Origin of the sequence: Gramella sp. Hel_I_59 (assembly GCF_006714895.1) — a bacterium.
Lineage (GTDB): Bacteria > Bacteroidota > Bacteroidia > Flavobacteriales > Flavobacteriaceae > Christiangramia.
In genome coordinates this window covers 2,012,520-2,036,216 of record NZ_VFME01000001.1, presented here as the reverse complement: position 1 = coordinate 2,036,216, position 23,697 = coordinate 2,012,520, and the positions used below count along the sequence as shown (strand labels likewise).

The following is a 23,697-nucleotide window of genomic DNA, read 5'->3' as shown; positions in this document are numbered from 1 at the left end:
CGTTCTTCTTATTGTATCGCACTGAGTGCTTCTACCAAATTCGCTTTCTTATGTCGGCTTAACGGTAGTAATTCTTTATCGATCTCTATATTTTTACTGTTATATCTTTCGATCTTATCCAGATTCACAATATAGGATTTGTGAGTACGCAGGAATCTTTCACTGGGAAGTTCTTTTTCAAAAGATTTCATCGTTGCGAGAACTACAAAATTATCTTTCTCGGTCACGAACTTCACGTAATCTCCAAGAGCCTGAATATACTTCAGCTTGTTTAGAAATACTTTGCGATTCTTGAGATTACTTTTTACGAAGATAAAATCATCGTCTTCCTGTATTGGAGCCTGGTGTTTAAGTTTATACAGATTCACCGCTTTATTCACGGCGTTGTTAAAACGGTCTTTAGTTACGGGTTTGTGAATATAGTCTACGGCATCATAGTCAAAAGCCTTGAAAGCATACTTGGTCTTGCCAGTAACAAATATTATCTGCGGTTTATTTGGAAGATTATCGAGTAATTCAAAACCTGAAAGAATTGGCATTTCGATATCTAAGAAGATAAGATCTGTCTCGGTATCCAGCAGGCCATTCTTAGTTTCTATAGCATTGTTATATTCGGCAACCAGGTTAAGATTAGGATGGTCTTTTATCAATTTAACGATCGATAACCTTTGCAGGCTCGAATCATCAACAACAGCACATTTAAGTAAAACTTCTTCCACGATAATTAGGTTAGACTTTAACAATATTACTCATTATATATAACAAATGCAAGGTGCATATAATTTAGCTGGTTAAAAATAGTATTTTTACCTGGGTAATAAGCTTTGAAATATGAATAATAAATTCTATTTTTGCAGCCGATTAAATTTAAAGTAGAATTTTATGAACAACTATGAAACTGTTTTCATCTTGAATCCCGTTTTATCTGATGAGCAGATAAAGGAGACAGTTAAGAAATACGAAGATTTTCTTGTTTCTAAAGGGGCTAAGATGGTAGCTAAAGAAGATTGGGGCCTAAGAAAACTGGCTTATGCAATCCAACACAAGAAGAGTGGTTTTTATCACTTATTTGAATACGAAGCTCCAGGTGAGGTTATCGAACCTTTAGAGTTGGAATTCAGAAGAGAAGAGCGTATGATGCGTTATTTAACTGTAAAGTTAGATAAACATGCAATTGCTTGGGCTGAGAAGAGAAGAAAACGTAACAAGGAAAAAGCGTAATCATGGCAACATCTATTGAACAACAAGCAAAAGGAAAAAAAGATGGAGAGATCAGGTATCTAACTCCTCTTAATATAGAAACTACCAAAGCGAAAAAATACTGTAGATTCAAAAGATCTGGTATTAAGTACGTTGATTACAAAGATCCAGATTTTCTTATGGGGTTTGTAAACGAGCAGGGTAAATTGTTACCTCGTCGTTTAACAGGTACTTCTTTGAAGTTTCAGAGAAAAGTGGCTACTGCTGTAAAGCGTGCTCGTCACTTAGCACTAATGCCTTACGTAGGTGATTTATTAAAATAAAAAGAGGCAGTTATGGATGTAATACTTAAAAAAGACGTAGACAATCTAGGTTTTAAAGATGATGTTGTGGCTGTTAAAAACGGTTACGGTAGAAATTATCTTATACCTCATGGATACGCTGAACTGGCAACTCCTTCTGCAAGAAAAGTTTTATCTGAAACTTTAAAGCAGCGTGCCTATAAGGAACAAAAGCACATTGACGAAGCTAAGAAACAAGCTGAGAAACTTAATAACATTGAGATCAAGATGACTGCTAAGGCAGGAGCTGGTGACAAGTTGTTTGGTTCTATCACTAACGGTGATTTAGCTGATGCTCTTGCTAAGGTAGGTGTAGAAATTGAGAAAAAATTTATTAACATCGCCGGTGGAAACATCAAGCGTTTAGGACAGTATGATGCAACTTTGCGTTTTCATCGTGAAGTAGTTTCAAACCTAAGTTTTGACGTTGTAGGGGAAGCTTAATATTATAATTTTATAGCAAAAAGCCCGCTCATTTATGAGTGGGCTTTTCTTATTTTTAAAAAAATGAAATACGCTCGATTAACTAAAGAACAATTTGAAGAGATGCACCAGGAGTTCATAAACTTTCTGGCAACTCAGTCCATCACCGGTGAGGAATGGGATAAGATCAAAAAAGAACAGCCTAAGGTTGCTGAAGATGAAATGGATCTGTTCAGCGATCTTGTATGGGAAGGAGTCCTGAATAAAGTCGAATACCTGGAGCATTTTTCTCCAAACCAGGTCTTCCTTTTTTATATTTCTGAAGTGACTATCAATCTCATCGCGATTAAGGTAGATAATGAATCTGTAGATATTACAACCCGGGAAGGTTACCAATGGTTACAAACCAATCTTATGAATGAGATGGTGAATATTTATACCTCTTCAAAAGCTCTTAGTGAGGACAGAAACAAGGATATTTTTGCTTTGATCAAACAGGGAGCAAATATCACAAAAGGTGAATTATATGCTTACTTTAAGGATATCGTAGACAAAGATGCTTAGAACTATTCGTATCTAAGTGATTCTATTGGATCCTGTTTTGCAGCTTTAGCAGCAGGATAACTCCCTGCAAGTATGGCTACGAATATGGTAATCCCGGTAGCCCATAACATGGCTTTCCATGGTGTGGTGAAATCGAAATCCAGGGAAGACGATACGGCCCAGCCAATAAGAATTCCTAGCAATATACCGAGTAGACCACCAAGCTGACCAATCACCAAAGTTTCCAGGAAGAACTGCATTGCAATAGTATTTTTCTTAGCACCTAGTGCTTTTCTAACTCCAATTTCACGTGTTCTCTCGGTGACACTTACCAGCATGATGTTCATCAAGGCGATAGATGAACCAAATATGGTAATGATTGAAATGATCCAGGCGGCGATATTCAAAGCGCCAGTTATTTGAAGAATTCGATTAATAAGATCATCGCTTCTTTCAATCCCAAAGTTGTTATCTTCTTTTGGGTTTAACCCACGAATATTTCTGAAGGTAATAATAGCTTCATCCATTGCCGATTCCAGCACTTCCTTGTCGTCCACCTTTACGCTTAAGCTATAATTGATATTTGGCTGAGAAAAGATCGAGCGAGCATGTTGAATAGGGATAAAAACTCTTAGATCCTGGTTGTTTCCGAAGGTACTTCCTTTACTTTCCAGAATTCCAATAACTCTGAATTTCGCCCCACGAATACTAATAGTTTTATTAACGGGATCCATTCCATTGAAAATTCCGTCTTTATAGTCGGCACCAATCACCGCAACATTATTATTATTGTTAATATCGAAGATGTTGAACTCTCTTCCTTCTTCAACTTCAAGTCCGGAGTTCTCTAAATAATATTCGTTTACCCCGAGAACTGAGATATCCGGATCTGTTTTTTCATTCTGATATTTGATTTCTGCAGATCCTGTCCCCGTAAATGATATAGCGGTTTCAGTAAATGGAAACTGAAATTTCTCCTTAAACTCGGTCACTTCCCTATAGCTAATTGTAGGATTTACCTTCCGGTCCTCGTTGCTTATTCGCTCTCTGAATTCGTAACGTTGCAGGTTAAAAGTATTTGCGCCCATTGAAGCAAAATCCTGACTTATAGTGTTTTCCAGTGCGGCTACAGCACTAAGGATCCCAACCAATGCTGTGATACCTATAGCGATGATGAGAACGGTTAATACAGTTCTTAGTGACTGATTTCTTATGGAACTTAGAGCAATTCTAATATTTTCCCGCAGGAGTGAAAACATGGGCTAACTTTTCGATCTTAACGATTAGACTATAAAATGATAGGATTGTTACTTAAAATATCAAATTTGTTTGGGTTCACTCAAAAATTAAGATATTTGCAGTCCTTTAAAAATCATATTTCAGCTTAGAACTTTATGGCACAAAAACCGTCAATTCCAAAAGGTACCAGAGATTTTTCTCCGGAAGAAGTAGCAAAAAGAAACTACATTTTCGATATCATCAAAACTCAATTTAAAAGTTTTGGTTTTCAACCTATCGAAACTCCTAGTTTTGAGAACTCTTCGACTCTAATGGGGAAATATGGTGAAGAAGGAGATCGCCTGATATTCAAAATTCTTAATTCAGGTGATTATCTTAAAAAAGCTGATGCGAAAGCTCTGGAATTGAAGGATAGTACAGCATTAACTTCCTCTATAAGTGAGAAAGCACTAAGGTATGATCTTACGGTTCCTTTTGCCAGGTACGTGGTACAACATCAAAATGAGATCGAGTTCCCTTTTAAACGTTACCAGATACAACCCGTTTGGAGAGCAGATCGTCCTCAAAAAGGAAGGTTCAGAGAGTTTTTCCAATGTGATGCAGATGTGGTGGGAAGTGATAGTCTATGGCAGGAAGTGGAATTCATACAATTGTATGATTCGGTATTTACACAATTAGGTCTGGAAGATGTAACGATCAAGATCAATAATAGAAAAATCTTATCTGGTTTTGCTGAAGTTATTGGAGAACAGGATCGACTTATAGATTTTACTGTAGCGCTGGATAAACTTGATAAGATTGGTGAAGCTGGAGTACGAAAAGAAATGCTGGAAAAAGGTATTTCTGAAAAGGCTATAGAAAAAATTTCTCCAATTTTTGATCTTAAAGGTTCTTTTGCTGAAAAGATCTCAGGATTACAATCTATTCTGGAAAGTTCAGAAAACGGGATGAAAGGTATCGAAGAATTACAATTCATTCAGAATGCTGTAGCTGAAATGCCTTTGAAAACCGCTACTCTCGACCTTGATGTGACTCTGGCACGCGGACTCAACTACTACACCGGAGCTATTTTTGAGGTTGCTGCTCCCGAAAAAGTGAAGATGGGAAGCATTGGTGGAGGAGGAAGGTATGACGATCTTACCGGAATTTTTGGTTTGAAGAATATGAGCGGAATGGGAATTTCCTTTGGTCTGGATAGAATATATCTTGTACTTGAAGAATTGGATCTGTTTCCTGAAACTGTACGGGAGAATACCAAAGTGCTTTTTATAAATTTTGGAGATAAGGAATCCCTATATGCCATGAAGTCCATCCGTTCTTTAAGAAACTCCGGAATTACTGCTGAACTTTATCCGGACAGTTCCAAAATGGGTAAACAAATGAAATATGCCGATAAACGAGATATTCCATTTGTAATACTTGCTGGAGAAGAGGAAATTGAGAAGCAGACCTTTACACTAAAGCATATGAAATCTGGTGAGCAGGATACACTTCGTCTGGAAGATCTTATCTCTAAACTTTCATAAATTAATGGTTGCTTGCCGCATTTAAATTTGCCATTTCTTCTTTGGTAAGTTCCATGTTGACAGCTTCTTCGAAACTCTTTAGATGCTCAGCTTTGGTTGCACTTGCAATTGGAGCAGTAATGCCTGGGCGTTGCATGATCCACCTCAAAGCAATTCCTGCCTGGGAAATATTATGATGGTCTGATATATCTTTAAGTGCGTTGAGCACTTTTTTACCACGATCGTCGAAATAATCTCCAAGGAACTGTTCGCGATCACTGCCTTTTATATCTTCGATACTTTGGTATTTTCCAGAAAGAAATCCGCTGGCTAAGCTAAAGTAGGAGGTAACTCCAAGATCGTTTTCCTGGCAGATTTCCTGAATTTTCCCTTCGAACTTGTTTCGTTGCATCAAGCTATATTCCGGCTGGAAAACCTGATACTTTGGTAAATCGTCATTTTTTGAAGCATCTATAGACTCCTGTAATCTTTCAGGACTTAAATTTGAAGCTCCAATATATCTCACCTTTCCCTGCTCAATTAATTTCTGATAGGCACCAAGGGTTTCTTCAACGGGAGTTGTATTGTCATCCCAATGGGTGAAATAAAGGTCTATATGATCTGTTTGCAATCTTCTTAAGCTATCTTCTACTGCATTAAGAATATGTGTTTTAGAAATATCCTTGTCGCCACCTTGTTGCATACTGGAGCCTACTTTGGTGGTAATGGTCATTTTATGACGGTTACCTCTGGACTTCATGTATTTTCCCATAATACTTTCAGATTCACCACCAGAATTTCCTCTAGCCCATCTGGAATAAACATCTGCAGAATCAATAAAGTCAAATCCCATATCTAGCAGTTGATCCATCATTCTGAAAGATTCTTTTTCATCGATCGTCCACCCGAATACATTTCCGCCGAAAACAATAGGAGGAGTATATAATTCTGTATTTCCTAATTTTAGTCTTTTCATAATGCTAAGTTTTTTCTAATTCGGTCTTAGAAGTTTGTCGTAGAGATAATAATATCGAACCTATTAAAATTAAAGCTATAAAACAAAGAGAAATCCAGATTGGTATTTCGTAAAGATCACTTACCAGGAATTTTATTCCCACGAAAGCCAGTATAATTCCCAGACCTTCATTTAAGTAAATAAACCTGTCTTTCATATCTGCCAGTAAAAAATACAAAGCACGAAGACCCAGAATGGCAAATGCATTTGAGCTTATGATTATAAATTCATTCCTGCTTACCGCTAATATTGCCGGGATAGAATCCACCGCAAAGATTATATCGGTTAGTTCTATGATGATCAAAACGGTTAATAGAGGAGTGGCAATCTTCTTACCATTTTCTCTTACAAAAAAGTTGTCTTCCCTGTAACCTTCAGTTTGAGGTATCACTTTTCGTACCCATTTGAAAATCCTATTGTTATCAGGATTGGCTTCAGAAATATCGCTTTTAAAGATCTTATAAGCGGTATACAGTAAAAATGCGCCGAATACATATATGATCCAATGTACATTTTCGATCAGGGCAATTCCGCCGAAAATAAAAATGACTCTTAGAACAAGGGCGCCGAATATTCCCCAGAACAAAACTTTATGCTGAAATTCCTTCGGTACTTTAAAATAGCTAAAGAGTACAGCCCATAAGAACACATTATCCATAGACAGAGATTTCTCGATCAAATACCCAGCGAGATATTCTCCTGCGGCGAGAGAACCCTGCCACCAATAGATCACAGCTGTAAATAGAAGCCCCAGGCTTATCCAGCCGGCACTATACCACGCAGCTTCCTTAGTATTTATCTTATGAGGTTTTCTCATCACCAGTTTTAAGTCTACGATGAGAAGAAGGATGATAAAGGCAGAAAAGGCTATCCATACCCATGGATCTACCATGAAATCTTCGGAAGCTGCTGCCACAGGCTCGATGTATCCGGCAAAATTAGATGCTTTTATTATCACAATTTTTTGAGCAAATAAAACTCAAAATTGGATATGAGATTTGATTTTACAACAACTATAACAATTAAAATTTGAGCAATATATTTCTAATTTGAATGAAATGAGAATAACTTAAAAGGTAGACGTAAAATGCATAAAACTAATAACTTATGATCAACTTAATGATTAAACAAAAATCATAAAAAAATATTAAGATGAGTGATATAAATAATTCTGATCAAATTATTATCTAGCTTTAAGAGGTGTTCTAATAAATAATAGAATCCAATCACCAACCAAAACCATACAAAATGGAAATTAAACAACATCCTGATACCGAAGATTTGGTATTAAATATTAATGGACGAGATGTTAGTATGAAAGTTTCTGCATGGACAACTCTTGTTGATGCCTTGCGGGAACATTTACAGCTTACAGGAACTAAGAAAGGCTGTGATCATGGTCAATGTGGAGCCTGCACAGTGCTTGTAGACGGAAAACATATTAATTCCTGCCTGACCCTCGCCGCAATGCAAACAGGTAAAGAAATTGTCACTGTAGAAGGATTAGCGAATGGCGATGAATTGCATCCAGTGCAGGAAGCTTTTATCAAACATGATGCATTCCAGTGCGGCTATTGCACACCCGGGCAGATATGCTCTACCATTGGACTGCTGAATATGAATAAAGGAAGCGATCCTGCGGAATTACGAGATCTCATGAGTGGAAATATTTGTCGCTGTGGAGCTTATGCCAACATTTATAAAGTAGTGGAAGAGTTAAAAGACAGAAATACCGAAGCTTCATCTAAAAACAGCAATTAGACTATGAATAATATTTCCTACAAAAGAGCACAAAGCGTGGAAAACGCGATCGAACAAATTGGTTCTGAAAAAGAGAGTAGCAGATTTATTGGTGGAGGAACTAATTTGCTGGATCTTATGAAATATCGGGTTGAGAATCCTGAGCATTTAATTGATATAAATCATCTGGATCTTTCGAAAATCGAAAACTCAGATTCTGGAGGTTTAATATTAGGCGCTACCAAGACCAATGCCGATACAGCTTATCACGAACAAGTAGAAAAGCGATATCCGCTACTTTCTGAGGCTATGCTTTCTGCTGCTTCAGCACAGTTACGGAATATGGCGACCAATGGCGGGAATTTATTACAGCGTACCAGATGCTTCTATTTTTATGATACTTCAACGCCCTGTAACAAGAGAGAGCCTGGAAGTGGATGTTCCGCATTAGAAGGTTTTAACCGTTTGCATGCGATTCTTGGAGAAAGCGAGCATTGTATCGCAACGCATCCTTCAGATATGGCGGTAGCGCTCGCGGCATTAGATGCGACAGTTCATATTAGTGGAGCTGAAGGTGATAGAACAATTGCCGCGACTGACTTCCATAAACTTCCTGGTGACACCCCGCATATAGAAACCAATTTAGAACCGGGAGAGATCATTACCGGAATTGAGCTTCCTGAAAAAGGTTTTGCTAAAAACTATCATTATTTAAAAGTGAGGGACAGGCCGTCTTATGCTTTCGCTTTAGTTTCAATAGCTGCCGCAATTGAACTGGAAAACAACACTATCAAGGACATTAGAGTTGCTTTGGGAGGGGTTGCCCACAAGCCCTGGAGAGAATCTTCCGTAGAAAAAGAGTTTATTGGAAAAGAGGCAAATACGGAGAATTTCGAGCAATTAGCGGATAAACTTACCGAAGGAGCTAAAGGATACGGTGATAACGATTTTAAAATACCACTGGTTAGAAAATCCATTTTAAGAGCATTAACAGAAGCAATGAACAAATAGCATGATAACAGATACAAAATATATAGGGAAACCTACCAGAAGGGTAGATGGTATAAAAAAAGTAACAGGGAATGCTACCTACAGCGCTGAATTCAATCCTGAGCATTTAGTACATGGATATATTATTAATAGTACGATTTCCAGAGGTAAAATTGTTGCTATTAATGATAAAGAAGCTTTGAAAGTACCAGGAGTTCGACAGGTATTTACCCATGAAAATATCCCGGAAGAAGTTAAGATAAATTCAGATTATACAGATCCTCTGGCTCCTCCTGGTAATCCATTCAGACCATTCTATAATGAAGACATTCTGTATAACGGGCAACCGGTCGCGCTAATCGTTGCAGATACTTTTGAGACTGCCGCATATGCCGCCGGACTGGTTAAAATTGATTATGAAAAAGAAGAGGGTTGTGAGGTGGACCTCAAAACAAATCTTCAGAATGCAACCAGAGAGGATGTTCCTGAACCACCAGAGCCTAGAGGTGATGCTGCCGAAGCTTACGATTCTTCGAAACATAAGGTAGATGTTGAATATTATTTGCCACGCCATTATCAAAATCCTATGGAAACTTTTGCGACCGTAGCGATCTGGAATGAAGAGGAGCAGGGCTTTACCATTTATGATAAAATACAGGGAGTTGGAAGCAGTCAGCAATATATTTCTGGGATCTTCAATCTGGAAAAAGAAAAGGTCAGGGTTTTATCTCCTTTTGTAGGTGGCGGATTCGGGTCTGGTTTAAGACCACAATATCAACTATTCTGTGCGGCGATGGCCTCAAAAGTCCTCAATTTGCCAGTGAAGGTTGTAATGACCAGAACTCAGATGTTCAGTTTTGGACACAGGCCTGCCTGTTTACAGCGATTAAAATTATCATCTGATGAATCGGGTAAACTGAAATCAATAAATCATGAGGCATTTGGAGAAACTTCAAGGTTTGAAATGTTCAACGAGACAGTTGTCGATTGGTCTGGAATGATGTACCAGTGTGATAATGTGAAACTTGATTATCAATTGGTGCCTTTGGATGTCTATACGCCTATGGATATGCGAGCACCCGGAGGAGCTACTGGAATGTATGCGCTGGAATGCGCTATTGATGAACTTGCAATTGAAGCTGGGGTAGATCCACTGGAGTTCCGTTTAATAAATTATGCTGATATTGATCAAAATGAAGATAAGCCTTATTCAAGTAAGGAATTAAGAGCTGCTTTTCTCAAAGCATCTGAAAGTTTTGGCTGGGATAAAAGAAATGCAAAGCCTGGAAGCATGCAGGATGGTAATAATCTTGTTGGTTATGGAATGGCCACCGGAGTTTGGGAAGCTTTACAGCAGGAATCTTCAGCAAAAGCAATATTAACTTCGGAAGGGAAACTAACAGTTAGTAGTGGAACTGCAGATATTGGTACGGGAACGTATACGATCATGTCCCAGATAGCTGCAGAAATTGTTGGCATTCCATTGGAAGATGTAGAATTCCAGCTTGGAGATTCTAGTTTGCCGAAGGCTCCAATTGAAGGGGGATCCTGGACTGCATCTTCAGTAGGTTCAGCAGTAAAACTTGTGTGTCATGCGCTTCAGAAGAAAATATTTGGATACGCTCAACAGAGTTTTCCAGAAGAGTTGAAGGGTGCGATGTTCGAAGAGGCAGAGTTCAGTAATAGACATCTGAGCGTAAAATCTACCAGACTTAGTTATTCTGAAATTTTAGCTGCTTCCGGTCAGAATTCTGTAGAAACAAGCGTTAATTCTCAACCCGCAGATGATCGCAGTAAGTATTCCTGCTACTCACACTCCTGTGTGATGGTAGAAGTACATGTCGATAAGGATACTAAAATGATCACGGTTCCAAGGGTTGTGAGTGCGATAGCAGGAGGTAAAATACTCAATCCTAAGACCGCTGAAAGTCAGATTCTGGGTGGTATCACCTGGGGAATTAGTATGGCTCTTGAGGAAGAAGGAATGATGGATAGCCGTAATGGCCGCATTATGAATGCCAACCTTGCGGAATACCATGTGGCAGTACAGGCAGATATTCAGGATCTTGAAGTGATCTTTGTACCGGAACATGATGAAATTGTGAATCCACTGGGAGCTAAAGGTCTGGGTGAAATTGGTATTGTAGGAGTTGCTTCTGCAATTTGCAATGCAATCTACAATGCTACCGGTAAACGTGTGAGAGAATTGCCGATCACACTGGATAAGTTGGTGTAGATCAGGAAATAAAAAAATGATAAAAAGTAAAAAGGGATTTCGTATTTACGAAATCCCTTTTTTTGTAGCGAGACCGAGATTTGAACTCGGGACCTCCGGGTTATGAATCCGACGCTCTAACCAACTGAGCTACCTCGCCTTAACATTTTTACATTTAGTGGAACCTTTCAGAAGCCTTGCTATTTAAGGCTTCGCATGATTTCCTTAATGCGGGTGCAAATATAAAAACAATTTGTATTGTCACAAACTTTATTTTCTAAAATATTTATTTTGATTTCTTTTAATCCTTCCAATTAATATCTATATTGCCCAAAACTAACTAATTTAGAATGGAAGAAAAGACAAAATACGAAATGGAGTTTCCAATTCAGGCTTCTCCTTCGCTATTGTATCAATATATTTCAACTCCCTCAGGTTTAAGCGAGTGGTATGCAGATAACGTAAATTCCCGTGGGGAATTTTTTACTTTTATCTGGGAAGGTAGTGAGGAGAAGGCCAAACTAATGAGTAAGAAAAGCGATGAACGAATTAAGTTCAAGTGGGTTGAAGATGAAGATTCTCCATATTTTTTTGAATTAAGAATACAAGTGGATGATATCACCAAAGATGTTTCCTTAATGATTACAGATTTTGCCGAAGAGGATGAGATCGATGAAGGAAAAATGCTATGGGAAAATATGGTTTCAGATCTAAAACAGATATTAGGTTCTGCCTAGAAAAGTCTTAAGATAATAGTACCTTTGCCCCGTTTTAAACGGGGTTTTTTTATGATCAATTTAAATGGAAATATAGTTCAGGATTCAGAAGCTAATCTTTCAGTCCTTAACAGGGGATTCGCTTATGGAGATTCAGTTTTCGAAACTATTAGAGTCATTAATGGAAAAATAATGTTCTGGGAAGATCATTATTTCAGAATGATGGCGTCCATGCGAATTATGAGAATGGAGATCCCATCCAGCTTCTCACCAGAGTTTTTAGAGAAAGAAATTCTCAGTATCGTTGAGGAAAATGATCTAAAAGAAAATGCTGCAAGAGTACGATTTGCTGTTTATCGCGAAGAAGGTGGTTTTTATACGCCTGCGACCAGAGAGATCGCTTACGTGATGACGGTAGTGGAAATGGAGAACTCGTTTTACCTATTAAATACTGAGGATTACGAGATCGAATTATTTAAAGATCATTATGTGGGTAGCGGACTGTTGTCTACGATTAAGTCGAATAACCGCGCGGTAAACGTTTTAGGAAGCATCTATGCTAAAGAGAATGAATATCACAACTGTTTGCTTCTGAATGAGAAAAAGAGCGTAGTCGAAGCTCTGAACGGTAATTTATTTCTAGTATCAGGTTCCAAAATTAAAACGCCACCACTTACAGATGGTGTTTTAAACGGAATTATTCGGAAGCAATTACTGGAGATCATCAAGAAAACTGAAGAATACGAATTAGAAGAAGCTTCAATTTCGCCTTTTGAATTGCAAAAAGCTGATGAACTCTTCGTTACTAATATTGCGGTTGGTATTCAGCCAGTGTCAAAATATCGTAAGAAACAATACGACTCAGTTGTAGCTAAAAACCTGCTTAGTAAGTTAAATGTGAAAGCGAGATTAGGCTAATTAGTTGTAAGAAGGGTTCTCTGGAGAGTTTGACCATAACATGTATTCTCCGCCTAATTCGAGCATCTTATCCTTCCAGAATGAAGAGTAGGGCTTTTCAAGCAGGTCCTTGTTGTCCTCGTTCGCGGTGACCACCCAGGAATGAGAATTTAACTCGTCATCCAGTTGTTGCGCATCCCATCCAGAATATCCTAGGAAGAACTTTATCTGCTTATCTGAAATCAGATCTTTAGAGATAAGTTCCATCACAGCCTCAAAATTACCACCCCAGTAGATTCCATGAGCAATCTCAATACTATCAGGGATGAGATCTGGAATTTTATGTATAAAATACAGATTATCCTGTTCTACGGGACCTCCATTATAGACATCAAAATTCCCTTTGATTTCAGGAATAAGATCTTTAAGTGTAAAATCAAGGATTTTGTTCAGGATGAATCCTACCGATCCATTTTCGGAATGGTCGGCAAGTAGAACCACCGAGCGATTAAAAGAAACATCTCCAATTATGGATGGTTCTGCAACGAGAAGATGGCCTTTGGTTGGTTTCAACGCAATCATTTGTAGCAGTCTTTAGAACTAAACTATATTTTTTCTGTTAAAAATGCAATACATATCTAAATTTTTTAGATAAAAAAAGCCTTCCCTTGGGAAGGCTTATGATATTTACAATGCAAATTATTAGTTCACAGCTTTTTGTAAATCAGCTCCGGCTTTAAATTTCACTACGTTTTTAGCAGCGATCTTGATAGTTTTTCCGGTTTGTGGGTTTCTTCCTTCACGAGCAGCTCTTTTAGATACAGACCAAGATCCAAATCCTACTAATGATACTCTATCTCCTTTTTTAAGAGATTTTTCAACGTTTTCTAGAAAAGATTCTAGTGCTTTTTTAGCTGCTGCTTTAGAAATTCCAGCATTCTCAGCCATTGCGTCGATTAAATCTGTTTTGTTCATAATTCGAATTTTAAATTAATTGTTGGTTAAACATTCTGTTAAACTGGTTTACAAATTTATACGGATTTCCCGTCCACGCAAGTAATGACAAGGGAAAAGCCCGTATTTGTTGATAACTCGGTTGATTTGTTAATAAAGATAATTGTTTTTTATTAAAATCCAACCAATTCAGCATTAATAAGGGTTCAGCGCATTTTTGCTTTTTCTGAAAATTTGAAGCCATTCAGTAGGGAATGAGTTTCCATTTTACGTTTTCCAGGCAATTGAATCTGTTTAATTTCAATGAATCCACCATTCGCAGCAACTAGCAATTGCTTTTCTTTAATTAGGACTTTTCCGTAGAAGTGATCATGTTCTTCTTTATGTCTAATCACATCGTAGATTTTTACAGTCTGTTCCTGCGCATCACCATTATCTAAATGACACCAGGCAGAAGGGTAGGGATTGAGTCCGCGTATATGATTGTATATTTCATTTAAAGGTTTATCCCAATTAATCTTGGTGTTCTCGCGATCCAATTTGGGCGCTTCTCTAAGCGTTGCGGAATCTTTCTGGGCTATTGGCTTGGTAGTTCCTTCAGAGATAGCTTTTAATGTTTTTACAACCAGCCCTGATCCTTTGTTCATCAATCTATCGTGAATGGTCTCCAGGTTTTCATGTTCACCTATCACAACAGATTCCTGCATGATCATAGCGCCGGTATCAATTTTCTCATCCAGGAAGAAAGTGGATATTCCAGTTTCTTTTTCGCCATTCATGATCGCCCAATTGATTGGAGCAGCTCCGCGATACTGAGGCAGTAAGCTCGCATGTAAATTGAAAGTGCCAAGGTCAGGGTAGTTCCATACAGATTCAGGCAGCATTCTAAATGCTACGACTACCTGCACATTTGGATCGATTTGCTTCAACTCTTGTTGAAATTCGTCAGATTTTAGATTAGTAGGTTGTAGAACTTTAAGATCTTTAGAAACCGCGAAAGTCTTAACGGCACTTTCTCGTAATTTCCTTCCTCTGCCAGCCGGTCGATCTGGAGCAGTAATCACTCCTACAACATTATAGCCGGCTTCAAGAATTGCTTCAAGGCTTTTCACGGCAAATTCCGGAGTGCCCATAAATACTATTCTGAGATCAGTCATCTATTGATATTTTATACTTGTTAGTTATCGTTTTTTCCAAAATGCCTCGCTCTACCAGTAACCGTATTACCTTCAGAATAGAGGATTCTTTATAGTTTAATAGAGATGAAATTTCTTTAGTGTCTAGTGCTCTGGATTTTAATAATTTTTGAAGCGCCAGAAATATCTCATTCATTTCATCTCGACTTAAGATATCAGTTTCAGCATTGCAAACAGAGCACCTACCACATTTTTCAGGCTTGGTTTCTCCAAAATACTTCAGCAACTGTATCTGCTTGCAAACCTGGTCATTCTGAACAAAATCGAGCACAGCCGATATCTTTTCCCTTTTTGTTTTATTGTATTTAGTGATGAATCCAGAAACAGGATTTATGGTGGATTCGTCTTCCCTGGGGACCAGAAAGGTAATGGAAGCATCATGTTTGGCAATCGAGAACTCTATGATTTCCTGTTGCTGTAAGTCTTCAAAAAGGCTTAAACATTCATTTTCCTGAAGATCTGCTTTCTCGGCTACAGAGGACATATTAAAGTTCACCAGGTTATCAAATACACCACCGTAGTTTCTTAACAGGGTTCTTAGGAGGTGCGCATATTTTGGATTGTCATCAAGATAAATTTCCAGTTGATCCCCGCTTACTTTTATCATTATTTCAGTTTTCTTCTGAAACTGTTGTGACAGTCTAAGGACACTGCAACGATCTAATAATTGTAATGCATTATAGGTTTTACCTGAAATTAAATGATATTGATTACAGAAGCTGGCAAAATTAAAATCATATACCTGATTTTCACCTTCACCATATGCTATACTGAAATAGGCATTCAGTTTTCTATAGATAAATTTGACATCTTCAACAGACGCGAGATTGTTTATAAATTGGTTCTTTAGTACTGGAATGTCGCCGGCATTGGTCAGTATAACGGCTTTAGAAATCTCTCCATCTCTTCCCGCTCTTCCTGCTTCCTGAAAATAGCTTTCCAGACTTTCCGGTAGATCAATATGCACAACGGTACGAACATCTGGTTTGTCAATACCCATTCCGAATGCAGTCGTAGCAACCATTACACTGGTATCGTTGTTCATCCACGATCGAAACTTTGCAGTTTTATCCTCCTTTTTCATTCCGCCGTGATATGCAGCGGCCGTAATCCCATTCTTATTTAGAAAGTCGGTGATCTCCCTGGTGGCATTCCGGCTTCTTACATAAACAATGGCAGAATCATTTCCCAGTAGCCTCGTTAATCGAAAGTATTTATCTTCAGTTTTGACAACCTCGTAAAACAGATTGGTTCTTTCAAATGATTTCTTAAATATTGCCCTGTTCTTCAACTGAAGCTGCTCGCAGATATCTTCCACTACGATTTTTGTTGCTGTAGCCGTAAATGCTGCCACAGGTACTTCAGGTATAATTTCGCGAACTTCTGAAATATTACGATAAGCTGGTCTGAAATCATGTCCCCATTGAGAGATACAATGCGCTTCATCTACAGCGATCAGGTTCACGTTCATTTGCTTCAGTCGTTCTTTTACTATATCCTGCTGAAGCCTTTCCGGAGAGAGGTATAAAAATTTGAAATTTCCGAAGATGCAATTGTCAAGGTTTCTATCCAGATCGGCATAAGAGATTCCACCGGTAATAGCCATCGCTTTGATATTCCTTTTTTGAAGAGCCTGTACCTGGTCCTCCATTAAAGAAATTAGTGGTGATACCACCACGCAAATTCCTTCTTTTATCATCGCCGGTACCTGAAAGCAGATAGACTTCCCACCACCGGTAGGAAATAAGGTCAGCGTATCCTGACGATCCAGGATCGCTTCGATCACTTCCAGCTGCGAAGGCCGGAATTTCTGGAAGCCCCAATATTTTTCTAGAATTTTTAAAGCTTCCGTTTGCAAAAGATCTATAGTTGGTTCAGTATAAATTTAGTTCTTTCTGCCACACTTGCTTTAGGAATTTCGATAGGTGTGTAACCAAAGCGGCTGTAAGTGTCATATAAATGTTCTGAAATTCTTACCGCTTCTTCATAGGTTTCGTAGCGCTCATTATCACTTTTGTAGATCTCCTTCCATGGTGGTAAGATAAAAACTTTATCATAGGCATGCTCCTCACAGGTCGAACTGAATATCTCGGGGTAAACAGTGTCAAAAAAATCCATATAGGCAACAACATCGGGCAATCCACGATCTAGAAAGATGCGATTCGCTGTTGAATTGGAAGCTTCTTTAAACTGATTTAATCTCCCTTCAAGTAATTTTTCACTGAATAGTAAGGGTTCCTCAAGAAAGAGCTGATCTATACCATCTCTTTGTGCTTCAAGGGTTACCTGCCTGGAGATCTCATGGATACAGTTTTCTCCTTTAGCTTCCAGTTCGTGTATGATGGAAGACTTTCCAGTACCGGGTCCACCGGTAATAACAATTTTCATAGTTTTCACCCGGCAAATTTCGGTAAATGAATTTGATTATAAAAATGTTGTCTTTCCTTGTATCTTTGTGATAAAAGAAGGAGAAAACTATGAGTGATTCGACAAATCCGGATGAATTTTACGCAAAACTTAAAAAACAGCTTCAGGATACGGCAATGTGGCCTGCTGAATACCTATACAAATTTATTGTTCCTACAAAAGGGGAGAAGGTAACACAGGTTGAAGATATCTTTGATAATATGGGAGCTGTGATCAATACCAAACAATCTAAAAAAGGAACCTATACCAGTGTTTCCATTAATGTTAGGATGAAAGATCCTGATCATGTGATTGAAAAATATAAAGAGGTGGCTGATAAAGTTGAAGGAGTTATTTCTCTCTAATGATCGCACAATTGCGCTATTTTCTTGTCATTCTTACTGAATATTTAGTATTTTGCACGCAGGAGAAAACTTCTATTAAATTACCTAATTAAATCTCAATTTTGACAAACGCTTTAGAATATAACTCTGAAAGGAGTAAACTGATCATTCCTGAATATGGCAGACATTTGCAAAAAATGGTGGAACATGCTGTAGAAATCGAAGATGATAAAGAACGTAACAAAGTTGCTAATTCAATTATTGCTGTAATGGGTAATATGAATCCGCATCTTCGTGATGTGCCAGATTTTCAGCATAAATTATGGGATCAGCTTTTTATGATCAGTGATTTTAAATTAGATGTTGAGTCTCCTTTTCCAAAACCGACCAGGGAAATGCTTACAGAACGTCCCGAAATGCTAGATTATCCTGAGAATAATCCTAAGTATAGGTTCTACGGAAACAATATCAAGCGCATGATCGATGCGGCAAAGGATAAGGAAGAAGGTGATTTTAAGGATGCCCTGGTGATGACTATCGCCAATCATATGAAAAAATCTTACCTGAACTGGAATCGTGATTCTGTGGATGATGAAGTGATCATTAATCATTTGAAAGAATTGAGTGGTGGAAAGATCAATCTGAAAAATGCAGATGAGGATCTAACCCAGGCTTCAGAACTTATTCGTGGAAGCGGATCGAACAAGAAGAAATACTCGAAAAACAAAAAACATACCGGCGGCCGCAAGCCTGGTCGTAAACGCCACTAATATTTTTCTTTAATGGGAACATTTCAAATAGAAGGCGGTCATCGTTTGAGCGGGGAAATACAACCTCAAGGAGCAAAAAACGAGGCGCTGCAAATTTTATGTGCAGTATTGTTAACCGATGAAAAGGTGGTTATCAATAACATTCCAGATATCCTGGACGTTAACAAACTAATCAACTTACTAAAAAATCTTGGTGTTAAGATCGAAAAACTGGGTAAAGGAAGTTATTCCTTTCAAAGTGATGATCTAGACATGGAATACCTGAATAGTGAACAGTTCAAGATCGATGGAGGAGGACTTCGTGGTTCCATAATGATCGTTGGACCTATGCTTGGAAGATTTGGGAAAGGTTTTATTCCTAAACCTGGTGGAGACAAAATTGGTCGACGCAGACTCGATACTCACTTCGAAGGATTTATGAAGCTGGGTGCCGATTTCAGATACAATAAGGAAGAACGTTTTTATGGAGTAGAAGCTCCTGAAGGTCTAACCGGAAGTTATATGTTACTGGAAGAAGCATCAGTAACCGGAACTGCCAACATTGTGATGGCTGCAGTTCTTGCTAAAGGAAAAACGACTATTTACAATGCAGCCTGCGAACCATATTTACAGCAGTTATGCCTGATGATGAACCGTATGGGTGCTAACATTAGCGGTATAGGTTCCAATATGCTTATCATAGACGGTGTAAAGAAGCTAGGAGGTTGTGATCATACAATTCTTCCGGATATGATCGAAATTGGTTCATGGATTGGTCTTGCCGCTATGACAAAAAGTGAGATCACTATAAAGAATGTGAACTGGGACATGTTGGGTATCATCCCTACAACCTTCAGGAAACTGGGAATTACTGTTGAAAGAAAAGGCGATGATATTTTTATACCTGCACATTCTGAAGGTTATGAGGTACAGAGCTTTATTGATGGCTCGATCATGAACATCAGTGATGCTCCATGGCCAGGGTTTACCCCAGATCTTTTGAGTATCATCCTTGTGATTGCAACTCAGGCAAGAGGAAGTGTATTGATACATCAAAAAATGTTTGAAAGCAGGTTGTTCTTTGTAGATAAGCTTATAGATATGGGAGCGAAGATCATTCTTTGTGATCCACATAGAGCCACGGTAATAGGCCATGACTTCCAGTCTCAGTTAAAAGCTACTACGATGACCTCTCCAGATATTAGAGCCGGAATCTCGTTATTGATCGCTGCACTTTCAGCAAAAGGAACTTCAACGATACATAATATCGAGCAAATAGACAGAGGTTACGAAAATATTGAAGAAAGATTAAAAGCGATAGGAGCGAAGATCACCAGAATCGCCTAATGGATTTTTCTTCGGAATTCAAAGCAAAAAAAAGCTGTTCGTATGAACAGCTTTTTTTATACAATATATAATCAGGTTAGACTTCTGACTTCGCCTGTTCCTTGTGCTCTTTGTAATGAAAGAGATTTTGCTCCTTGATCATATTTGTGGTTCGTTCAGGAAGCATATCTTCCCATCCACTTTTCCCTTCGCTGATCATTTTTAGTACTTCTCGAGAATAAACATTCAGCGTTTCTGGATTATAGTTCTTGATATCCTCAACACGCCCATTATATTTAAAGAACTTGAATAATTCTTTCATTCTTGGGTGTACTTTCAGATTTTCACTGGTAGTAAGCTCACCGGTTTCTTCATCTTTCAGTGGATATAAATACACCTTCAGATCTTTAAAGAATAATTTTCCGAAGGCTTCAAGAATACCGCCACTAAGATGTCTATAATATTTTTCATCAAATACATCTACAAGATTTTGAACACCCATGGTAAGACCCATACGTTGTTTAGAGTATCTGGAGAAGTATTCTACCACCTTGAAGTATTCCTGGAAGTTAGAGATCATAACTGTTTGACCTAGTGAACATAAGAGTTCAGCTCGATCCATGAAATCACGCTCATCGATCTCCCCTTCAGCTCTTAAGTTGGATAATGTAATCTCGAAAATGATCTCAGTATTTTCTTCAGAAACTTTACTCTCGTTAAAGAATAATTCTTTAGACCTTTCATACATATCCATGTTTACCTTGGTAACAGGTCTGAAGCTACCACGCAGCGCAAGGATATTCTTTTTGTAAAGTATTTTTGCAGGAAGGACATTGTTTCCATCAGGACCGAACATCACTGCATCGGTCATTCCATTCTTGACCAACTGAAGGCTCATTAGCCTGTTATCTACATTCTCGAAACGAGGACCTGAGAAATTGATCGTATCGATCTCGATCTGATCCTTATCTATATGATCATACAGGTAACGAAGTAGTTTTTTAGGATTATCATACTTGTAATAAGCGCCGTAAATTAGGTTAACACCTAGTATTCCTAAGGTGTTTTGCTGGTGACGGGCATCATTTTCGTGAAATCTTACATGTAGCAGTATCTCATTATATTCTTCTTTGGGATCAACCTGATATCTGATTCCTACCCAACCATGACCTTTATATTTCTTCGCGAAATCTATTGTAGCTACAGTATTGGCGTAAGTAAAGAATAATTTATTCGGATGTTTTTCCCTGGAAATACGCTCTTCAATAAGATGCGTTTCGTGAGATAACATTTTCTTCAGCCTCGCTTCAGTAACATATCGCCTGTCATCTTCAACTCCGTAGATCGCGTCACTAAAATCCTTATCGTAGGCACTCATTGCCTTAGCGATGGTTCCAGATGCACCTCCAGCACGAAAGAAGTTTCGCACTGTTTCCTGCCCGGCACCAATTTCAGAAAAAGTTCCGTAGATATTTTCGTTAAGATTGATACGCAGGGCCTTACTATTAATAGAAGGAACATTTTCAAATTCCTTATCGCCCATTATGGTAATTGGCATATTTTATTGTTTAGGTAAGCATTGTTAATTGCGTACTTCAAAAGTACTAAAAGCGGTAGGCATACAAAAAAATATATTTACTTTTGTGTCAAAAATAACAGCATTTGGAAGTTACATTCTTAGGTACTGGAACATCACAAGGCATACCAATAATCGGGGTGGATCACCCGGTATGTTACAGCGATGACCCTCGTGATAAAAGACTTCGGGTCTCTGTACTGGTAAACTGGAAAGGCAAGAATATTTTAATTGATTGTGGGCCAGATTTCAGACAACAGATGCTTGCTAATAATGTAAAAAAACTGGATGCTATTTTTTATACACATGAACACAATGACCATACTGCCGGTCTGGATGATATAAGACCATATTTTTTCCGGCAGGGCGACATTCCTATTTTCGCTCATCAAAGAGTTTTAAATTCTTTGAGAAGGAAGTTCGATTATATTTTTACTTCGGAAGATCGATATCCCGGAGCTCCCGCAGTTATTGAGAATGTAGTACATAATGAGGAGTTTCAATTCGAGGGCTTAAGTATTATGCCTGTAGATTTTAAACATAATAAATTACAGGTCTTTGGATACAGATTAGGTGATTTTGCATATCTCACAGATATTAAAACAATTACCGAAGAAGAGATCGCAAAACTGAAGGATTTAAAAGTTCTGGTAGTTAGCGCTTTAAGAAGAGAACCACATCATTCACATTTTAATCTGGAAGAAGCTCTGGAGTTTTTAGAAATCGTGAAGCCTGAAAGAACATATTTTACACATATTAGCCATATGCTTGGATTTCACGCAGAAGTAGAGGAGGAGCTACCTGAAAATGTCCATCTTGCATATGATAACTTAAAAATTGAAATTTAGCATGCGTAGTAAGATTCTAATGTATCTATTCATATTCGCTTTACTATTCTGCATATTTATTTATGTAAATGATAAGAGAATTCTGGATTCAAAACAGGAAAAGATCGAGCAACTCGAGGATAAGCTTTCAGAAGCAGAATTTAATCAGGATAAGCAGTCCGTAGCAACTTCTGAAGATTACTTCAATTTGCAGGATAATGAAGATGCGATCACTTACTTTCAGAATAACGGAGTAGAGACCGAAGGACTTATCACAAAAATCGAAGATGCGATCATTTCGAAGAACAGCGCTTCAAATGATAATCCTCTGGTTCCACATGCTGGTATGGAAGGTTCAATGAGAATCAACAAGATAAAAGTGCTTAACCACAAATGGATCATTGCCGACTTTACCGATGGATCTTACTGGGGTGAAGTGTTCTTAACCTACACTATTCAGGAAGACGGAACTCCGGTCTTTAATACCGAGAAATCATTCCTATATCCTAAATATTAGAGTCTTTTTTGAAGCCATTCTCTGAGTTCAAAGAAATTCTGTGGAGCAACCCCGTGACCTACTGGAAATTCAGAATAAGTAAAATCTACACCGAGATTTTCGAAGAACGGTTTTGTTCTGCGCGCCCAGTCTACAGGGATCACCTGGTCTGCAGATCCATGTGAGCAGTAGAAAGATAGCTGACTAAGATCATTTTTAAGGTAATCCTTCCCGAATATTTCTTTATTGATATAACCGCTAAGAGCAATCACATTATCGATCTTTTCCGGGTAAGTCAACGCCACGGCATAACTCAAGATACTTCCCTGGCTAAAACCTAAAAGATTGATCTTTGAAGCATCTACAGGGTAGTTTTCGATCACCTGATCAATAAAAGTAGTGATCGTATCTCTTGACTTAATAGCCTGAATATCATCACTAAACTTTCCGTTTTCGTTATCAAAGTGAATAGCATACCAAGCATTACCATATGGTTGCATTGGATAAGGCGCTTTAGCAGAAATGATAAATAACTCCTCTGGCATTTCCTCTGCGAAAGAAAAAAGGTCGTTTTCATCGCTTCCGTAGCCATGTAGAAGAATGAGTGCAGGCGCATTTTCAACGCTTACTTTAGGTTTTCTTATAATATGATCTAAAACAAAATTGTCTTGCATTACTTAACTGTACTTAAAAATTTTTGAAATAAAGCGCCTAGAATAGGCACTTCCTTGGTTTGACCCTGTATTGCAGTAATAATTCCGTAGCCCCAAAGCACTATAAAAAACAGGTAGAAAGCTCCTATAATAAACACCTGGTCGAACAATCCCATTAAAGCTCCAATAAGGTAAAAGGTGATGTTGATCCCAAATGCCTGTCTTATATGAAAACTAGCAAATTCATTCTTCTCTTCCATATTCATGAAATAGGCAATAATGGTCCCTACAATAGTGATATAAGAGATAATTGCACTGGTCTTTGCGTTACCTTCTGTATTCATGG

The 23,697-nt window shown here is 38.1% G+C and carries 27 protein-coding genes and 1 tRNA gene; 15 read left to right on the top strand and 13 right to left on the bottom strand.

The window, feature by feature from the left end:
- Positions 1 to 8: 8 nt before the first annotated feature.
- The gene (locus JM79_RS09275; protein WP_185739476.1) at positions 9 to 719 is read right to left on the bottom strand and encodes a LytTR family DNA-binding domain-containing protein; all 711 of its coding nucleotides are present in this window, start codon (positions 717 to 719) and stop codon (positions 9 to 11) included.
- A 163-nt stretch (positions 720 to 882) separates the two neighbouring features.
- Here JM79_RS09275 and rpsF point away from each other — a divergent pair, with 163 nt between their 5' ends.
- The 4 genes from rpsF (at position 883) to JM79_RS09255 (ending at position 2,528) form a co-directional block, all read left to right on the top strand.
- Entirely contained in the window at positions 883 to 1,221 is a 339-nt protein-coding gene (rpsF, locus tag JM79_RS09270) for a 30S ribosomal protein S6 (RefSeq protein ID WP_141877878.1), read from the top strand.
- A gap of 2 nt (positions 1,222 to 1,223) precedes the next feature.
- The gene (gene rpsR / locus JM79_RS09265; RefSeq protein WP_026916063.1) at positions 1,224 to 1,523 is read left to right on the top strand and encodes a 30S ribosomal protein S18; all 300 of its coding nucleotides are present in this window, start codon (positions 1,224 to 1,226) and stop codon (positions 1,521 to 1,523) included.
- Between the two features lie 12 nt (positions 1,524 to 1,535).
- The gene (rplI, locus tag JM79_RS09260; RefSeq protein ID WP_141877877.1) at positions 1,536 to 1,985 is read left to right on the top strand and encodes a 50S ribosomal protein L9; all 450 of its coding nucleotides are present in this window, start codon (positions 1,536 to 1,538) and stop codon (positions 1,983 to 1,985) included.
- A 63-nt stretch (positions 1,986 to 2,048) separates the two neighbouring features.
- Positions 2,049 to 2,528 (top strand): DUF6495 family protein, encoded by a 480-nt coding sequence (locus tag JM79_RS09255; protein ID WP_141877876.1) that lies wholly within the window; start codon positions 2,049 to 2,051, stop codon positions 2,526 to 2,528.
- A 2-nt stretch (positions 2,529 to 2,530) separates the two neighbouring features.
- On the opposite strand, the gene JM79_RS09250 is transcribed toward JM79_RS09255, so the two are convergent.
- Positions 2,531 to 3,766: an ABC transporter permease gene (locus JM79_RS09250; protein ID WP_141877875.1), complete on the bottom strand. Its 1,236-nt coding sequence runs from the start codon at positions 3,764 to 3,766 to the stop codon at positions 2,531 to 2,533.
- A gap of 135 nt (positions 3,767 to 3,901) precedes the next feature.
- On the opposite strand from JM79_RS09250, the gene hisS reads away from it, so the two are divergent.
- Positions 3,902 to 5,272, top strand: a complete 1,371-nt coding sequence (hisS, locus tag JM79_RS09245) for a histidine--tRNA ligase (RefSeq protein ID WP_141877874.1) — start codon at positions 3,902 to 3,904, stop codon at positions 5,270 to 5,272.
- Position 5,273: 1 nt separating this feature from the next.
- On the opposite strand, the gene JM79_RS09240 is transcribed toward hisS, so the two are convergent.
- Together JM79_RS09240 and JM79_RS09235 are read right to left on the bottom strand one after the other, a co-directional pair.
- Entirely contained in the window at positions 5,274 to 6,227 is a 954-nt protein-coding gene (locus JM79_RS09240; RefSeq protein WP_141877873.1) for an aldo/keto reductase, read from the bottom strand.
- 4 nt (positions 6,228 to 6,231) lie between these two features.
- Positions 6,232 to 7,224 carry a TerC family protein gene (locus JM79_RS09235; protein WP_260443411.1) on the bottom strand — a complete coding sequence of 331 codons (993 nt, stop codon included), beginning with the start codon at positions 7,222 to 7,224 and terminating at the stop codon, positions 6,232 to 6,234.
- Positions 7,225 to 7,514: 290 nt separating this feature from the next.
- Between JM79_RS09235 and JM79_RS09230 the strand changes: the two genes are divergently transcribed.
- From JM79_RS09230 to JM79_RS09220, 3 genes are read left to right on the top strand one after another with little or no spacing between them, the layout of a single operon-like run.
- Positions 7,515 to 8,027, top strand: coding sequence for a 2Fe-2S iron-sulfur cluster-binding protein (locus tag JM79_RS09230; protein WP_141877872.1), 513 nt, complete (start codon positions 7,515 to 7,517; stop codon positions 8,025 to 8,027).
- 3 nt (positions 8,028 to 8,030) lie between these two features.
- Positions 8,031 to 9,017 carry a xanthine dehydrogenase family protein subunit M gene (locus tag JM79_RS09225; protein ID WP_141877871.1) on the top strand — a complete coding sequence of 329 codons (987 nt, stop codon included), beginning with the start codon at positions 8,031 to 8,033 and terminating at the stop codon, positions 9,015 to 9,017.
- A 1-nt stretch (position 9,018) separates the two neighbouring features.
- Complete coding sequence (locus tag JM79_RS09220) at positions 9,019 to 11,232, top strand: xanthine dehydrogenase family protein molybdopterin-binding subunit (protein WP_185739475.1); 2,214 nt, start codon at positions 9,019 to 9,021, stop codon at positions 11,230 to 11,232.
- Between the two features lie 65 nt (positions 11,233 to 11,297).
- Here the strand turns inward: JM79_RS09220 and JM79_RS09215 are convergent.
- A tRNA-Met gene (locus tag JM79_RS09215) sits at positions 11,298 to 11,371 on the bottom strand.
- A gap of 190 nt (positions 11,372 to 11,561) precedes the next feature.
- Here JM79_RS09215 and JM79_RS09210 point away from each other — a divergent pair.
- Together JM79_RS09210 and JM79_RS09205 are read left to right on the top strand one after the other, a co-directional pair.
- Positions 11,562 to 11,948, top strand: coding sequence for an START-like domain-containing protein (locus tag JM79_RS09210; RefSeq protein ID WP_141877870.1), 387 nt, complete (start codon positions 11,562 to 11,564; stop codon positions 11,946 to 11,948).
- A gap of 51 nt (positions 11,949 to 11,999) precedes the next feature.
- Positions 12,000 to 12,845 (top strand): aminotransferase class IV, encoded by an 846-nt coding sequence (locus JM79_RS09205; RefSeq protein ID WP_141877869.1) that lies wholly within the window; start codon positions 12,000 to 12,002, stop codon positions 12,843 to 12,845.
- Here JM79_RS09205 and JM79_RS09200 read toward each other — a convergent pair whose 3' ends face one another.
- The 5 genes from JM79_RS09200 to JM79_RS09180 all read right to left on the bottom strand — a co-directional run bounded on the left by JM79_RS09200 (position 12,846) and on the right by JM79_RS09180 (position 17,371).
- Entirely contained in the window at positions 12,846 to 13,406 is a 561-nt protein-coding gene (locus tag JM79_RS09200; protein ID WP_141877868.1) for a YqgE/AlgH family protein, read from the bottom strand.
- 120 nt (positions 13,407 to 13,526) lie between these two features.
- Positions 13,527 to 13,799 (bottom strand): HU family DNA-binding protein, encoded by a 273-nt coding sequence (locus JM79_RS09195; RefSeq protein ID WP_006990442.1) that lies wholly within the window; start codon positions 13,797 to 13,799, stop codon positions 13,527 to 13,529.
- 185 nt (positions 13,800 to 13,984) lie between these two features.
- The gene (fmt, locus tag JM79_RS09190; RefSeq protein WP_141877867.1) at positions 13,985 to 14,935 is read right to left on the bottom strand and encodes a methionyl-tRNA formyltransferase; all 951 of its coding nucleotides are present in this window, start codon (positions 14,933 to 14,935) and stop codon (positions 13,985 to 13,987) included.
- Positions 14,928 to 16,832, bottom strand: coding sequence for an ATP-dependent DNA helicase RecQ (locus JM79_RS09185; RefSeq protein ID WP_141877866.1), 1,905 nt, complete (start codon positions 16,830 to 16,832; stop codon positions 14,928 to 14,930). Before JM79_RS09185 ends, fmt begins: the two co-directional genes overlap by 8 nt.
- Positions 16,833 to 16,837: 5 nt before the next feature.
- Positions 16,838 to 17,371, bottom strand: coding sequence for an ATP-binding protein (locus JM79_RS09180; protein ID WP_141877865.1), 534 nt, complete (start codon positions 17,369 to 17,371; stop codon positions 16,838 to 16,840).
- An 80-nt stretch (positions 17,372 to 17,451) separates the two neighbouring features.
- Between JM79_RS09180 and JM79_RS09175 the strand changes: the two genes are divergently transcribed.
- The 3 genes from JM79_RS09175 (at position 17,452) to murA (ending at position 19,820) form a co-directional block, all read left to right on the top strand.
- Entirely contained in the window at positions 17,452 to 17,745 is a 294-nt protein-coding gene (locus JM79_RS09175; protein ID WP_141877864.1) for a DUF493 family protein, read from the top strand.
- A 101-nt stretch (positions 17,746 to 17,846) separates the two neighbouring features.
- Positions 17,847 to 18,494 (top strand): DUF4290 domain-containing protein, encoded by a 648-nt coding sequence (locus JM79_RS09170; protein WP_141877863.1) that lies wholly within the window; start codon positions 17,847 to 17,849, stop codon positions 18,492 to 18,494.
- A 12-nt stretch (positions 18,495 to 18,506) separates the two neighbouring features.
- On the top strand, positions 18,507 to 19,820 hold the full coding sequence (gene murA, locus JM79_RS09165; RefSeq protein WP_141877862.1) for a UDP-N-acetylglucosamine 1-carboxyvinyltransferase: 1,314 nt from the start codon (positions 18,507 to 18,509) through the stop codon (positions 19,818 to 19,820).
- A 76-nt stretch (positions 19,821 to 19,896) separates the two neighbouring features.
- Here murA and JM79_RS09160 read toward each other — a convergent pair whose 3' ends face one another.
- A complete protein-coding gene (locus JM79_RS09160; protein ID WP_141877861.1) occupies positions 19,897 to 21,357 on the bottom strand; it encodes a TonB-dependent receptor in 1,461 nt (486 codons plus the stop codon).
- Positions 21,358 to 21,461: 104 nt separating this feature from the next.
- Between JM79_RS09160 and JM79_RS09155 the strand changes: the two genes are divergently transcribed.
- Both JM79_RS09155 and JM79_RS09150 read left to right on the top strand, forming a co-directional pair.
- Complete coding sequence (locus JM79_RS09155; protein WP_141877860.1) at positions 21,462 to 22,223, top strand: MBL fold metallo-hydrolase; 762 nt, start codon at positions 21,462 to 21,464, stop codon at positions 22,221 to 22,223.
- Position 22,224: 1 nt separating this feature from the next.
- Positions 22,225 to 22,719 carry a hypothetical protein gene (locus JM79_RS09150; RefSeq protein ID WP_141877859.1) on the top strand — a complete coding sequence of 165 codons (495 nt, stop codon included), beginning with the start codon at positions 22,225 to 22,227 and terminating at the stop codon, positions 22,717 to 22,719.
- Here JM79_RS09150 and JM79_RS09145 read toward each other — a convergent pair.
- Both JM79_RS09145 and JM79_RS09140 read right to left on the bottom strand, forming a co-directional pair.
- Positions 22,716 to 23,372, bottom strand: coding sequence for an alpha/beta fold hydrolase (locus JM79_RS09145; protein WP_141877858.1), 657 nt, complete (start codon positions 23,370 to 23,372; stop codon positions 22,716 to 22,718). The two genes, JM79_RS09150 and JM79_RS09145, sit on opposite strands and share 4 nt — an antisense overlap.
- Entirely contained in the window at positions 23,372 to 23,695 is a 324-nt protein-coding gene (locus tag JM79_RS09140) for a hypothetical protein (RefSeq protein WP_141877857.1), read from the bottom strand. The genes JM79_RS09145 and JM79_RS09140 overlap by 1 nt, the downstream gene beginning before the upstream one ends.
- Positions 23,696 to 23,697 lie beyond the last annotated feature (2 nt).

Coding starts and splice junctions, on each gene's coding strand:
- rpsF (WP_141877878.1), top strand. CDS start 883: ATGAACAACTATGAAACTGTTTTCATCTTGAATCCCGTTTTATCTGAT.
- rpsR (WP_026916063.1), top strand. CDS start 1,224: ATGGCAACATCTATTGAACAACAAGCAAAAGGAAAAAAAGATGGAGAG.
- rplI (WP_141877877.1), top strand. CDS start 1,536: ATGGATGTAATACTTAAAAAAGACGTAGACAATCTAGGTTTTAAAGAT.
- JM79_RS09255 (WP_141877876.1), top strand. CDS start 2,049: ATGAAATACGCTCGATTAACTAAAGAACAATTTGAAGAGATGCACCAG.
- JM79_RS09250 (WP_141877875.1), bottom strand. CDS start 3,766: ATGTTTTCACTCCTGCGGGAAAATATTAGAATTGCTCTAAGTTCCATA.
- hisS (WP_141877874.1), top strand. CDS start 3,902: ATGGCACAAAAACCGTCAATTCCAAAAGGTACCAGAGATTTTTCTCCG.
- JM79_RS09240 (WP_141877873.1), bottom strand. CDS start 6,227: ATGAAAAGACTAAAATTAGGAAATACAGAATTATATACTCCTCCTATT.
- JM79_RS09230 (WP_141877872.1), top strand. CDS start 7,515: ATGGAAATTAAACAACATCCTGATACCGAAGATTTGGTATTAAATATT.
- JM79_RS09225 (WP_141877871.1), top strand. CDS start 8,031: ATGAATAATATTTCCTACAAAAGAGCACAAAGCGTGGAAAACGCGATC.
- JM79_RS09220 (WP_185739475.1), top strand. CDS start 9,019: ATGATAACAGATACAAAATATATAGGGAAACCTACCAGAAGGGTAGAT.
- JM79_RS09210 (WP_141877870.1), top strand. CDS start 11,562: ATGGAAGAAAAGACAAAATACGAAATGGAGTTTCCAATTCAGGCTTCT.
- JM79_RS09205 (WP_141877869.1), top strand. CDS start 12,000: ATGATCAATTTAAATGGAAATATAGTTCAGGATTCAGAAGCTAATCTT.
- JM79_RS09200 (WP_141877868.1), bottom strand. CDS start 13,406: ATGATTGCGTTGAAACCAACCAAAGGCCATCTTCTCGTTGCAGAACCA.
- JM79_RS09195 (WP_006990442.1), bottom strand. CDS start 13,799: ATGAACAAAACAGATTTAATCGACGCAATGGCTGAGAATGCTGGAATT.
- fmt (WP_141877867.1), bottom strand. CDS start 14,935: ATGACTGATCTCAGAATAGTATTTATGGGCACTCCGGAATTTGCCGTG.
- JM79_RS09175 (WP_141877864.1), top strand. CDS start 17,452: ATGAGTGATTCGACAAATCCGGATGAATTTTACGCAAAACTTAAAAAA.
- murA (WP_141877862.1), top strand. CDS start 18,507: ATGGGAACATTTCAAATAGAAGGCGGTCATCGTTTGAGCGGGGAAATA.
- JM79_RS09160 (WP_141877861.1), bottom strand. CDS start 21,357: ATGCCAATTACCATAATGGGCGATAAGGAATTTGAAAATGTTCCTTCT.
- JM79_RS09150 (WP_141877859.1), top strand. CDS start 22,225: ATGCGTAGTAAGATTCTAATGTATCTATTCATATTCGCTTTACTATTC.
- JM79_RS09145 (WP_141877858.1), bottom strand. CDS start 23,372: ATGCAAGACAATTTTGTTTTAGATCATATTATAAGAAAACCTAAAGTA.
- JM79_RS09140 (WP_141877857.1), bottom strand. CDS start 23,695: ATGAATACAGAAGGTAACGCAAAGACCAGTGCAATTATCTCTTATATC.